At 69.9% G+C, this 12743-nt stretch carries 12 protein-coding genes; 8 read left to right on the top strand and 4 right to left on the bottom strand.

The features are described from left to right. The first annotated feature begins 12 nt into the window (after positions 1 to 12). The 3 genes from dxs (at position 13) to CVH10_RS05615 (ending at position 4473) form a co-directional block, all read left to right on the top strand. Positions 13 to 1992 (top strand): 1-deoxy-D-xylulose-5-phosphate synthase, encoded by a 1980-nt coding sequence (gene dxs / locus CVH10_RS05625; protein WP_106488056.1) that lies wholly within the window; start codon positions 13 to 15, stop codon positions 1990 to 1992. Next, complete coding sequence (gene djlA, locus CVH10_RS05620) at positions 1989 to 2756, top strand: co-chaperone DjlA (protein WP_035599263.1); 768 nt, start codon at positions 1989 to 1991, stop codon at positions 2754 to 2756. Before dxs ends, djlA begins: the two co-directional genes overlap by 4 nt. A 172-nt stretch (positions 2757 to 2928) precedes the next feature. After that, positions 2929 to 4473, top strand: a complete 1545-nt coding sequence (locus CVH10_RS05615) for a Na+/H+ antiporter NhaC family protein (RefSeq protein WP_035599261.1) — start codon at positions 2929 to 2931, stop codon at positions 4471 to 4473. 128 nt (positions 4474 to 4601) lie between these two features. On the opposite strand, the gene CVH10_RS05610 is transcribed toward CVH10_RS05615, so the two are convergent. The 3 genes from CVH10_RS05610 to ribA form a co-directional block, all read right to left on the bottom strand. Further along, positions 4602 to 4892 (bottom strand): hypothetical protein, encoded by a 291-nt coding sequence (locus CVH10_RS05610; RefSeq protein WP_035599259.1) that lies wholly within the window; start codon positions 4890 to 4892, stop codon positions 4602 to 4604. Positions 4893 to 5110: 218 nt separating this feature from the next. Then, positions 5111 to 5782 carry a hemolysin III family protein gene (locus CVH10_RS05605; RefSeq protein WP_106488055.1) on the bottom strand — a complete coding sequence of 224 codons (672 nt, stop codon included), beginning with the start codon at positions 5780 to 5782 and terminating at the stop codon, positions 5111 to 5113. 115 nt (positions 5783 to 5897) lie between these two features. Further along, positions 5898 to 6533: a GTP cyclohydrolase II gene (gene ribA / locus CVH10_RS05600; RefSeq protein WP_035599739.1), complete on the bottom strand. Its 636-nt coding sequence runs from the start codon at positions 6531 to 6533 to the stop codon at positions 5898 to 5900. 137 nt (positions 6534 to 6670) lie between these two features. Here ribA and hemE point away from each other — a divergent pair, with 137 nt between their 5' ends. From hemE to speE, 3 genes are all read left to right on the top strand, one after another. After that, the gene (gene hemE, locus CVH10_RS05595) at positions 6671 to 7747 is read left to right on the top strand and encodes a uroporphyrinogen decarboxylase (protein ID WP_035599742.1); all 1077 of its coding nucleotides are present in this window, start codon (positions 6671 to 6673) and stop codon (positions 7745 to 7747) included. Next, the gene (locus CVH10_RS05590) at positions 7740 to 8123 is read left to right on the top strand and encodes a hypothetical protein (protein WP_035599744.1); all 384 of its coding nucleotides are present in this window, start codon (positions 7740 to 7742) and stop codon (positions 8121 to 8123) included. The genes hemE and CVH10_RS05590 overlap by 8 nt, the downstream gene beginning before the upstream one ends. Positions 8124 to 8192: 69 nt before the next feature. After that, positions 8193 to 9089, top strand: coding sequence for a polyamine aminopropyltransferase (speE, locus tag CVH10_RS05585; RefSeq protein ID WP_106488054.1), 897 nt, complete (start codon positions 8193 to 8195; stop codon positions 9087 to 9089). Between the two features lie 91 nt (positions 9090 to 9180). On the opposite strand, the gene CVH10_RS05580 is transcribed toward speE, so the two are convergent. Further along, on the bottom strand, positions 9181 to 9669 hold the full coding sequence (locus tag CVH10_RS05580; RefSeq protein ID WP_106488053.1) for a hypothetical protein: 489 nt from the start codon (positions 9667 to 9669) through the stop codon (positions 9181 to 9183). A gap of 211 nt (positions 9670 to 9880) precedes the next feature. On the opposite strand from CVH10_RS05580, the gene CVH10_RS05575 reads away from it, so the two are divergent. Beyond that, a complete protein-coding gene (locus CVH10_RS05575) occupies positions 9881 to 10309 on the top strand; it encodes a host attachment protein (RefSeq protein WP_035599752.1) in 429 nt (142 codons plus the stop codon). A 275-nt stretch (positions 10310 to 10584) separates the two neighbouring features. Next, positions 10585 to 12732: a methyl-accepting chemotaxis protein gene (locus tag CVH10_RS05570; protein WP_106488052.1), complete on the top strand. Its 2148-nt coding sequence runs from the start codon at positions 10585 to 10587 to the stop codon at positions 12730 to 12732. Positions 12733 to 12743 lie beyond the last annotated feature (11 nt).

Genomic DNA, 12743 nt, shown 5'->3' with positions numbered 1-12743 from the left:
GATAGAGTCTTCATGAAGCTGTTCGATGACATTCCGCGCGAGCGCCCGGCCACGCCGCTGCTCGACACCCTGGAAACGCCGGCCGCCCTGCGTGCCATGGACGACGCCCAGCTCGCCCGGGTGGCCGACGAACTGCGCGCCTACCTGCTCTACAGCGTGGGCGTCTCGGGCGGCCACTTCGGCGCCGGTCTCGGCGTCGTGGAGCTCACCGTGGCGCTGCATCATGCCCTGGAAACGCCCCACGACCGGCTGGTGTGGGACGTCGGCCACCAGGCCTATCCGCACAAGATCCTCACCGGGCGCCGCGAGGCGATGACCGGCATCCGCCAGTACGGCGGGCTGGCCGCCTTCCCGCGGCGCGCCGAGTCCGAGTACGACACCTTCGGTGTCGGCCACTCCAGCACCTCGATCTCCGCGGCGCTGGGCATGGCGCTGGCGTCCCGGGCCCGCGGCGAGAACCGCCGCGCCTGCGCGGTGATCGGCGACGGCGCCCTGACCGCCGGCATGGCCTTCGAGGCCCTGGCACACGCCGGCCACGTCGACGCCAATCTGCTGGTGGTGCTCAACGACAACGAGATGTCGATCTCCGAGAACGTCGGCGGCCTGGCCAGCTACCTGGCGCGCATCCTCGCCAGCAAGCCCTACACCAGCATGCGCGAGGGCGGCAAGAAGGTGCTCTCGCACCTGCCCGGCGCCCTGGAGCTGGCGCGGCGCACCGAGGAGCACATGAAGGGCATGGTCAGCCCGGCCACGCTGTTCGAGGAGATGGGCTTCAACTATATCGGCCCCATCGACGGCCACGACCTGCCGGCGCTGGTCCACACCCTGCGCAACATGCGCGACATGGACGGCCCGCAGTTCCTGCACGTGAAGACCCGCAAGGGCCGCGGCTTCCTGCCCGCCGAGGCCGACCCCATCGGCTACCACGCCATCACCAAGCTGGAGAAGGGCGAGCCGGAGAAGAAGGACACCCCGCCGCCGCTCAAGCCGGCGCCCGCGCCCTCACCCAAGCCGCGCAACGATTCAGAGCGCCCGAAGCCGCGCAAGTATTGCAACGTCTTCGGCGACTGGCTGTGCGACATGGCGGCGGCGGACGAGCGGCTGATCGGCATCACCCCGGCGATGCGCGAGGGCTCCGACCTGATCCGCTTCTCCCAGGAATACCCGGAGCGCTACTTCGACGTGGCGATCGCCGAGCAGCACGCGGTGACGCTGGCCGCCGGCATGGCCTGCGAGGCCATGAAGCCGGTGGTGGCGATCTACTCCACCTTCCTGCAGCGCGGCTATGACCAGCTGATCCACGACGTGGCGGTGCAGGACCTGGACGTGACCTTCGCCATCGACCGCGCCGGCCTGGTCGGCGAGGACGGCCCGACCCACCACGGCGCCATGGACCTGTCCTTCCTGCGCTGCGTGCCGGGCCTGGTGGTGCTGGCGCCGGCCGACGAGGCCGAGTGCCGGGCCATGCTCAGTGCCGCCTACCATCACGACGGCCCCGCGGCGGTGCGCTACCCGCGCGGCACCGGCCCGGGCAGCGAGATGCCCGAGCACCTGGCGCCGCTCGCCATCGGCGAGGCCGAGCCCCGGCGGCACGCCGGCGGCGAAGGCCCGAAGATCGCCCTGCTGGCCTTCGGCAGCCTCAACGGCCCCGCCGCCGAGGTGGCCGAGCGACTCGACGCCACCCACCTGAACATGCGCTCGGTGAAGCCGCTGGACCGCGATGCGGTGCTGGCCGCCGCGGCCGAGCACGACCTGCTGGTGACCCTGGAAGAGAACGTGGTCGCCGGTGGCGCCGGCAGCGGCGTCAATGAACTGCTGATGGCGGAGGGCCAGCGTGTGCCGGTGCTCAACCTGGGGCTGCCCGACGCCTTCGTCGAACACGGCAAGCCCGCCGAGCTGCTGGCCGAGTGCGGCCTCGACGCCGACGGCATCGAGGCGTCGATTCGCCGCCGGCTGGCGGGCGATGCGACCGAATCGGGAGAAGCCCCATGAGAATGATGATCTTCATCGGCGCCCTGCTGGGCTTCCTGGTCGGCGGCCCCATCGGGCTGCTGGTCGGCGGCGGCCTGGGCTACTGGCTGGCGCGCCGCCTGCGCAAGAGCATGCTCGGCAAGCTGGCCGGCATCCAGGCGCAGTTCCTCGAGTCGACCTTCGCGGTCATGGGCTGCCTGTGCAAGGCCGACGGCCGGGTCTCCGAGGACGAGCTCGAGGCCTCGCGCACCCTGTGGGACCGCCTGCGCCTCAACGAGCAGCAGCGCGCCAAGGCCCGGGCCGACTTCACCCGCGGCAAGGCGGCGGACTTCGATCTGGACGCGGAGCTGGCCAAGGTGCGCCGCATCGTCGGCGCCCAGCCGGCGCTGCGTCAGGTGTTCCTGCAGGTGCAGCTGGCGGCGGTCGCCGCCGACGGCCAGATGCACCCCGCCGAGCACGAGATGCTGATGCGGGTGATGCGCGGCCTGGGCTGCTCCGAGGAGGAGATCGCCCGCATCGAGGCGATGCTCCGCGGCGGCGGTGGCGCCGGCGCCGCGGCCGAGTCCGGGCCGACCCTCGAGGAGGCCTACCAGGTGCTGGGCGTGTCGGCCGAGGCCAGCGATGCCGAGATCAAGAAGGCCTATCGCCGTCTGATGAGCGAGAACCACCCCGACAAGCTCGCCGCCAAGGGCATGCCGGAGAGCATGCGCGAGGTGGCCAAGGAGCGCACCAGCGAGATCGGCAACGCCTACGAACGCATCCGCAAGGCCCGCGCCGCCGCCTGATCGCACGCACCTCACCAGGCACCATCACCACAAGCCCTCGGCCTCGGTCGGGGGCTTCGTGCATCGGCCGGGAGGCGAGATCGTGCTTGCCGGATCGTCCCGCGCCCCCTAGGATGCGCGGCGCCTCGCCGTGACCGCGGCGAGCGACACGACGATCCCGGAGATTCCCCTGATGTCATTCGGAGCCTTTTCCCTCCTGCCGCCCGTGCTGGCCATCCTGCTGGCGCTGGTGACGCGCAACGTCATTCCGGCGTTGTTCTGTGGTGTCTGGCTGGGCGCCACCATGCTGGCGGGCGGCAACCCCGCGGCCGGCCTCTACAACAGCTTCGGCGACTTCATCATTCCCAGCGTCGGCGACGAATGGAGCGTCACGGTGCTGATCTACTGTGGCCTGTTCGGCGTGCTGATCGGCGTGCTGCAGCGCACCGGCGGCGCCCAGGCGATCGCCCGCGCGATCTCCGCCCGGGTCGCCTCCCGGCGCGGCGCCCAGGGCGCCACCCTCGGGCTGGGCGTGCTGATCTTCTTCGAGGACTACTTCAACGCCCTGACCGTGGGCAGCGTGATGCGGCCGATCACCGACCGGCTGCGGGTGTCCCGCGAGAAGCTGGCCTATATCGTGGACTCCACCTCGGCGCCGATGTGCCTGCTGGGGCCGGTCTCCACCTGGGTGGTGTTCGTGATGGGCCTGATCGGCACCCAGCTGACGACCATGGGGCTCGAGGGCTCCGAGTACCTGATCTACCTGTCGTCGATCCCGCTCAACTTCTACGCCTGGCTGGCGCTGGGGCTGATCGTCTTCCTGGTCGTCACCCAGGGCGATTACGGCCCGATGGCCCGGGCCGAGCAGCGCGCTCGTACCACCGGCGAGGTGATGGCCGAGGGCGCCAACCCGCCTTCCGGCCACGAGGTCGAGGAGATGGTCTCGGTGCCGGAACACCAGGCCCGCAAGCGCAACATGCTGGTGCCGATCGGCGTGCTGGTGGGGATGATTCCCCCGCTCTTCCTGTGGACCGGAGGCTACCCCGAGAACGATCTGGTCACTGCCGTGGGCGAAGCCGACGGCGGCCAGTCGATCCTGATCGCCACCTTCGTGGCGGTGGCCGTGGGGCTCGTCATGGGCATGGCCCAGAAGCTGTTCGACTTCCGCGAGGCGATGGAGATCGTGGTCGACGGCATCAAGAGCATGACCCTGGTCTACATCATCCTCACCCTGGCCTGGTCGATCGGCAGCGTGACCACCGAGCTCGGCACCGCCGACTACCTGGTGACCCTGGCCGAGGCCAGCATCGCGCCGAGCCTGGTGCCGGTGCTGCTGTTCCTGATCGGCGCCCTGGTGGCCTTCACCACCGGCACCTCCTACGGCACCTTCGCCATCCTGATCCCCATCGCCATGCCGGTGGCCATGGCCATGGACCTGCCGCTGGCGCTGGCCATCGCGGCGGTGCTCAGCGGCGGCATCTTCGGCGATCACTGCTCGCCGATCTCGGACACCACCATCCTGTCCTCGGCGGGGTCGTCCTGCGACCACATCGATCACGTGCGCACCCAGCTGCCTTATGCGATCACCGCGGGCCTGGCCGGCATCCTGGCGTTCTTCGTCGCCGGCCTGTCCGGCAGCGCCCTGATCGGCGGGGCCACCGGTGCCGTCGCGATGGTGGCCACGGCCCTGGTGCTGCGTCGCTGCTGGGGCCTGCCGGCCGAGCGTGCCGGTGCCTGACCCCGCCGAGCGCTCGCACGCCCACATACGAAGAAGCCCCCGACCGAGGTCGGGGGCTTCTTGCATCGGGACGCCGGGATGCGCTCGCGATCAGGCTAGCGGCGGATGGCTGGGGCGAGGTTCCTTCCTCAGCCCTGGGTGGCCTGGCGGGCCAGCTCGGTAGCATTGTCGCTGGAGGCGATGTGGGTCTGCTGCTGGCGGGCGTTCAGCCGCAGGCGCGCCTGGGCCATGGCCTCGCTGGCGCCCCAGGTGGCGACGACGTCTTCCTGGCTGGCGTCCTGCGCCGCGGCGCTCTGGGCGGAAGCAGTGGACAGCGGCTGCTGGTTCAGCGTCAGGGCGCGTTCGGACGCGTTGTCGGCCTGGGCGGCGAGGGGCAGGGCGGCGAGCAGCAGGCTGGCGGCGATCATCTTGGTTTTCATGGGGTGTCTCCTCTCTCCAATCGGTAGTTGCTTCGTGTGGCATCCGGTGTGTCCCGGGCCGTTCGATGTGGAGAATAATAGTAGCACGCTAAACATAAACAAAGACACAGTTAGCTATAGCGTCGATAAAGCCGGCCTATCCCGACCTGGCTCGACGCCGGCGAGAGGGTGAGAAAGCGCATTCGAGAGACGCGGGCCGCGATGGCGCGGGAAGGGAATCAGCCCGAATAGGGCAGCACGTCGACGACCACGGCGGCGAAGTGGCAGGCGCTGCCGCCCATCACGCACAGGTGCCAGGCCGCGTGGTTGAAGGGGATGGCGCGGACGGCGAAGAACACCAGGCCCAGCGAGTAGGTCAGCCCGCCGCCGACCAGCAACGCCAGGCCGGTGGCGGTGAAGGCGCTGGGCAGTTCACCGGCGGCCAGCACGATCAGCCAGCCCATCAGCAGGTAGTTGCCCATGTGCAGGCCGCCCAGCGTGAAGGGGCGCGCGAGCTTCAGCGCGATGCCGGCCACGGCCAGGGTCCAGATCGCCGCCAGCAGCGGCGCGCCGACGGAGTCGCGCAGGTTGACCAGCAGGAAGGGCGTGTAGGTGCCGGCGATCAGGGCGTAGATCGCGCAGTGGTCGAGCATGCGGAAGGCGCGCTTGAGGCCGGGATGGCGCGTGCCGTGATAGAGGGTGGAGGCGGTGTAGAGCAGCACCAGGGTGGTGCCGTAGAGCGATACCGCGGTGAGCTTGTAGGGGCCGTCGTTCAGCTCGCGGCTGCCCAGGGCGATCAGCGTCACCAGGCCGGCGACGCTGAGCAGCGCACCCACGCCATGGCTGACGCTGTGCAGCAGCTCCTCGAGGAGCGAATAGCCGGGGTCGTCGCGGGGCGAGGGTCGAGGCATGACGGGTACCTCCCTTTGTCCTTCGACGGCGGCGTCGAAGGGGAGGTTCCCGTCAGTTCACTCCGCTGAGACGGTGTCCGAATGTCGTCGAGCGCAGACGCGGCTCGGGCAGCGCCTAGGACTTGCGTTCGATATCCACGTCGCTGGCTTGGGTGAAGTCGTCCAGGGCCATCATGTGACCGAGCTTGCCGGCCTTGGTGGAGAGATAGTGCTCGTTGTGCGGGTTGAGGCCGGTGGTCAGGCTGACCCGCTCGCTGACCTCGACGCCGACCCGGGTCAGGGCATCGACCTTGCGCGGGTTGTTGGTCATCAGCCGGAGCGCGCCGATGCCCAGCCGTTCGAGCATCGGCAGGCAGAGGTCGTAGCGGCGCAGGTCGGCATCGAAGCCGAGCTGCTCGTTGGCTTCCACGGTGTCGGCGCCCTGGTCCTGCAGGTGATAGGCGCGGATCTTGTTGAGCAGGCCGATGCCGCGGCCTTCCTGGCGCAGATACAGCAGCACGCCGCGGCCCTCGGCGGCGATGCGCTTGAGCGCCTCCTGGAGCTGATAGCCGCAGTCGCAGCGCATCGAGAACAGGGCGTCGCCGGTCAGGCACTCGGAATGCACACGGCCCAGCACCGGCGCGCCATCGTCAACGTCACCCAGGGTCAGGGCGATGTGATCCTTGCCGGTGGCCTCGTCTTCGAAGCCGTGCATGGTGAAGGTGGCCCAGGGAGTGGGCAGCCGGGAGGCGGCGATGTAGCGAATCGTCACGGTGTACCTCGATGCATGACCATGGCGTGGCCGATGGGTATTCCCGCATTCTATCAGGACGATGACGGGCTCACGAGCAGCCCGTGCGGTTCCGATGGGGTACAATGTCGCCACATTTTCCGTGGATGAGCGCCCGCATGGAACTCAAGAACGATCGCCTTCTGCGCGCCCTGGCGCGGCAGCCCGTGGACCGCACCCCGGTGTGGATGATGCGCCAGGCCGGCCGCTACCTGCCGGAATACCGTGAGGTACGGGCCCAGGCCGGCAGCTTCATGGACCTGTGTCGCGATCGCGATCGCGCCTGCGAGGTCACCCTGCAGCCGCTGGAGCGCTATCCGCTGGATGCCGCCATCCTGTTCTCGGACATCCTCACCATCCCCGACGCCATGGGCCTGGGGCTCTACTTCGAGACCGGCGAGGGACCCAAGTTTCGCAAGCCGGTGCGCACCGCCGAGGCGGTGGACGCGCTCACCGTGCCCGACGCCGAGCGCGACCTCGACTACGTGATGAACGCGGTCTCCACGATTCGCCGCGAGCTGGGCGGCCGGGTGCCGCTGATCGGCTTCTCCGGCAGCCCCTGGACGCTGGCCACCTACATGGTGGAAGGCGCCTCCAGCAAGGACTTCCGCCACGTCAAGGCGATGCTCTACGACACGCCGGACACCATGCACCGTCTGCTCGACACCCTGGCCCACGCGGTCACCGACTACCTCAACGCCCAGATCCGCGCCGGCGCTCAGGTGGTGCAGATCTTCGACACCTGGGGCGGGGCGCTCTCGACGCCGGCCTACCTGGAGTTCTCGCTGCGCTACATGGAGCAGATCGTCGCCGGGCTGATCCGCGAGCACGAGGGTCGCAAGGTGCCGGTGATCCTGTTCACCAAGAACGGCGGCCAGTGGCTCGAGGAGATGTCGGCCTCCGGCGCCGATGCCCTGGGCCTGGACTGGAGCACGGAGCTGTCCGTCGCCCGGGAGCGGGTCGGCCATCGCGTCGCCCTGCAGGGCAACCTGGACCCCAACGTGCTGTTCTCGCGGCCGTCGGCGATCCGCGCCGAGGTGGCGCGCATCCTCGACAGCTACGGCGAGGGCCCCGGCCACGTGTTCAACCTCGGTCACGGCATCAGCCAGTTCACCGACCCGGATCACGTCAGCGCCTTCATGGACGCCCTGCACGAGCTGAGCCCGGCCTATCATCAACGCATCGCCCATGACTGAGCCGGCTCGGCTCACTGACCTGCTGCGGCGCTGGCACGACCGGCGCCGCCTGTGGGCCTGGCTGGCGCTGGCCGCCGCGCTGACGGTGGCCTGGGGCAGCCTGGTGCCGGGCGATGCGCTGCCGCGCTCGCTGCCCTGGGACAAGCTCAACCACTTCCTCGGCTACGCCGCCATCGCCGGGCTGAGCGGGCTGGCCGGGCTGCGCCTGACACTGGCCTTCGCCGCGGCGGCGCTGTTCGGCGTGGCGATCGAGTTCGCCCAGATCGCGGTGCCCGGGCGCTTCGGCGGCGATCCCGCCGACATCCTGGCCAATACCCTGGGCGCGGGCTGTGCGGTGCTGGTGCTGTGGGGGCTTCGCCGCCGTATCATGCGCTAGACGCCGACGCTTCTGCCGGCCGCCGCGGCGGTCATGGTTTCCTTTCACTCGTCATCCTGAGGGTTTCCGATGAGCACCTCTCTTGATACCGGCCCCGACGCTGGCCTCAATCCCGGTGATTCCGGCTGGTTCACCGAAGTCTTCGACAGCCACGGCAGTGCCTTCTCGCTGAAGGTGTCCGAGAAGCTGCACGAGGTGCAGAGCCCCTATCAGTACCTCGAGGTCTACGCCACCGAGACCTTCGGCCATCTGATGGTGCTCGACGGCTGCGTGATGCTGACCGACCGCGACAACTTCCTCTATCACGAGATGATCGCCCACCCGGCGCTGTTCACCCACGCCGATCCCAAGCGGGTGGTGATCATCGGCGGCGGCGACTGCGGCACCCTGCGCGAGGTGCTGCGCCATCCGGGGGTCGAGAAGGTCACCCAGATCGATATCGACGAGGAAGTGACCCGGGCCTCCGAGCGCTTCTTCCCGGCGCTCGTCGAGTCCAACGACGACCCGCGCGCCGAGCTGCGCTTCGCCGACGGGGTGAAGTGGATCGAGGAGGCGGACGACGACAGCATCGACGTGCTGATCATCGATTCCACCGACCCGGTGGGCCCCGCCGAGGGCCTGTTCAAGACCGACTTCCTGCGCCGCTGCCATCGCGTGCTGCGCCCGGGCGGCGTGCTGGTGCAGCAGAGCGAGTCGCCGCTCTATCACAGCGGCAGCATCATCCGCGAGCTGCGCCATGACATGCGCGAGGCCGGCTTCGACAGCGTGGCCACGCTGCCCTTCCCGCAGCCGGTCTATCCTTCCGGCTGGTGGAGCGTGACCCTGGCCGGCAAGGCGACCGATGTGGCCAGCTTCCGCGAGGTGGAGGCCGCGGCCAGCGAGATGCCGCTCGACTACTACACCGTCGAGGCCCATCGCGGCGCCCTGGCGCTGCCGCCTTTCATGCGGCGGCTGTTGAATGACTGACGCTGACGTGCAGCGTTCATAGCAACGAACCCCGGCCAAGGCCGGGGTTCGTCGTTTCAGGGCGGGGCGCGCGCTGTGCGGCAGACAGCGCCTACAATCGCGGCTCGTTGGCGGGGGCCGGTTCCGCGTGGCCGCCGGCCAGGTCCAGGCTCGGCTCGTCGTGGCGACGCGGTGGCGGTGCCTGGCGCGTCACCCGGGCCGGGCTCAGCACCGCGTCCTCGGCGTCGACCTCACGGCCGCCGGCCACGCGGGCCTGATCGCGATCGTGGACCGCGGGCCGGCGCTCGATCGAGCGGGTGACCACCGCGCCGGCGGAGAAGCCGGTGCGCTGGGCGGCCAGGTGATGGGGCAGCAGCCACAGCTCGGCCAGCAGGCGCAGGGCGACCATGGCCAGCAAGGTGGCGCCGCCGCCCAGGGCCAGCTCGGGCCAGGCCGACAGCCAGTCGGTCTCGGCCAGCCAGGGCGTGTGCGGCGCCAGCCACAGGCCGCCGGCCGCCAGCAGGCCGAGCTGCAGGACGGCGTGGCAGAACAGCAGGGTGCGGCGCGGCAGGGGATGCCGCGGGAACAGGAAATGGCGCATATCGAGTCCTCCGGGAGTCGGCCGTCGGGAGGCCGGGCAGTCGTGCCGGCGCTCCGTGCCGGCGAGGGCGGCATCCTACCCCAGCCGGCGGCCGCGCGGCAGTGTCCGCGGATGCCGACGCCGTTTGACGCTGGGCGTCTGCTTGCCAATGCTGTGGGGATGGGAACGGAGTCTTCCTCCCGCTCATTCACCGCGTTGGCAAGGAGCGACTATGACGACCTATATCGTGGTGGCCGATGCCGCCAGGGCCCGGGTGTTCACCCGCGATGCCCTCAAGCTGGAAGAGAAGGACAGCCTGGTGCACGCCGAGGGTCGCCTGCACGAGGGCGACCTGGTGACCGACCGCGAAGGCGACGTGCACGAATCGTCCGCTACCGCCGCCCGTTCCGCCGGCGGCGAGAGCACGGCCTCCGACCATCACGAGGTCCTGTTCGCCCGTGAGGTGGCCGACCGCCTCTACCGGGCGCGGGTCGAGAACACCCTGGAGAAGCTGATCCTGGTGGCGCCGCCGCGCTTCCTCGGGCTGCTGCGCGACAAGCTCGACGGCCCCACCGCCAAGACGGTCATCCACTCCCTGGCCAAGGATCTGACCAAGGCCAGCGTCGAGGACATTCGCGAGGCGGTGAGCGACCTGCGCTGAGCCGGCGGCGACACGCGGCGACGGTTTTCCGCCCGGGGACGTCAAGTCTCCGGGCGGTTTGCCGATAGGGGCAGGGAACGGCGTTATCCCGCGTCGTCACAACGAACAATGGCTCGGCGCGGCCACGCGCCGGCATCGCACTTCCTTGTCCCGATACGCGAGAATTCCCATGACCCCTCATGTCCCGATGCGCGGGGTGGCCTGGCCGCCTCGCCGACCCCTGCCGAGCGTCCGCCTCGCCGGCGCCTCTTCGCCAGAACGCCAGGAGGCCGGCCATGCAGTTTAAGTCCCTGCGTACCCACGTCGCCCTGCTGGTAGGGCTGTGCATCCTGCTGGTGGCGGCGGTACTGGTCGGCTATGCCACCGTGTCCGCTTCCCGCTCCCAGGCGCTGGTGGCCGATCAGGCCGGCGAGCTGTTGAGGGAGAAAACCGAGCAGCGCCTGCGGGCGCTGGCCGAGGCCCGCAGCGAGGAGATCCAGGGCGAGCTCGAGGGCGCCCTGGCGGTGGCCCGCGGCCTGGCCAACACCAACGCCCTGATGGGCAAGCAGGACGACGAGGGCCGGCCGCGTCTGACCATGGGACGCCGCGAGCTCTCCAACCTGACTCGCGACGCCGTGGTCGAGCATCCCGACCTGCTCGACGCCTTCATCGGCTGGGAGCCGAACGCCTTCGGCGACGATGCCTACTTCGCCGACATCGAGGACGGCGGCTACGGTGACGACGGCCGCTTCATGCCCTGGTGGTATCGCACCGCCGACGGCGAGATCCGGGTGCTCGCGTTGGGCGACGGCATGGAGAGCGAGGAGCTCGACGATCTGGGCATCCGCCAGGGCGAGTATTACCTGTGCCCGAAGGAAACCGGGCGCACCTGCGTCATCGATCCGCACTATTATGACTACGACGGCGAGCGCAAGCTGGTCACCTCCTTCAACGTGCCGATCCAGGTCGACGGCGAGTTCCGCGGCGTGGCCGGCGTGGACTTCGACGTGGCCTTCCTCCAGGGCCTGCTCACCGAGGCCAACCAGGGGCTCTACGACGGCGTGGGTGACATGGCGCTGGTGGCCTCGCGCGGCGTGCTCGCCGCGGCGACCCAGGCGCCCGACGCGCTGGGCCAGGCCGCGGACGACTCTCTCGATGCCTCGACCCGCGAGCCGCTTGCCGCCGCCGCCAACGGCGAGACGATCTATCGCTTCGACGAGGACGGGAGCCATATCGAGCTCTATCGCCCCTTCACCGTCGGCGATGTGCCCGACCCCTGGGTACTGACGATCCGCCTGCCCGAGGACGCCGTGCTGGCGGGCCTGCACAGCCTAGAGGGACGGCTGGTCGAGCAGCAGCGGGCCGACTTCTGGGGCATGACCCTGGTGGGGCTGATCGTGGCCGGATTGGGGCTGCTGGCGAGCTGGCTGATGGGCAGCGCCATCGCCCGGCCGCTGCGCCTGCTGGCCGATCGCATGCGCGAGATTGCCTCCGGCGACGGCGATCTGACCCGCCGGCTGCCGATCCGCGGCCGCGACGAGAAGGCCGAGCTGGCGCGCCAGTTCAACGCCTTCGCCGACAAGGTCAACGACGTGCTGGTCGACGTGCGCGACAGCAGCGAGTCGGTCAACGTGGCGGCCACCGAGATCGCCCAGGGCGGACAGGACCTGTCGCGGCGCACCGAGAACGCGGCCTCCAGCCTGCAGCAGACCTCGGCCTCGATGGAGGAGATCACCGGCACCGTGGAGCAGACCGCCGAGTCGGCGCAGCAGGCGAGTGGCCTGGCGAGTTCGGCCAGCGAAGTGGCACGCCGCGGCGGCGAGGCCATGGGCCAGGTGCGCGAGACCATGCAGGGCATCACCGAGTCGTCGCGCCAGATCGCCGAGATCGTGAAGATGATGGACAGCATCGCCTTCCAGACCAATCTGCTGGCGCTCAACGCCTCGGTAGAGGCGGCCCGGGCCGGCGAGCAGGGCCGCGGCTTCGCGGTGGTGGCCGGCGAGGTGCGCCAGCTGGCCAGCCGCAGCGCCGAATCGGCCAAGCAGATCCGCGAGCTGATCGACACCTCGGCGACCCGTACCGAGGAAGGCGAGCGCCAGGTGCAGGTTGCCGGCGAGACCATGGAGGAGCTGGTGCAGAGCGTCACTCGCGTGGCCGACGTGCTGGGCGAGATCACCAGCGCCACCGGCGAGCAGAGCGACGGCATCGGCCAGGTCAACGTGGCGGTCTCGGAGCTGGACAACATGACCCAGCAGAACGCCGCCCTGGTGGAGGAATCGACCACCGCCGCCGAGCACCTCAAGGCCCAGGCCGAGCATCTCGCCGATCTGGTCGGCGGCTTCACCCTGGCCCAGCGCTCCACCGGCGGCGCCCCGGCCCTCGGCGGTGGCCAGGCACGGCCTGCGGCCCTGCCGCACACGCACCGGGAGGAAGCGCCGGCCTGAAGTGTCGGAGT

Source organism: Halomonas sp. ND22Bw (assembly GCF_003011945.1).
GTDB lineage: Bacteria > Pseudomonadota > Gammaproteobacteria > Pseudomonadales > Halomonadaceae > Halomonas > Halomonas halophila.
The sequence above is the reverse complement of the archived record's forward strand: the minus strand, read 5'-3'. Positions and strand labels throughout refer to the sequence as shown.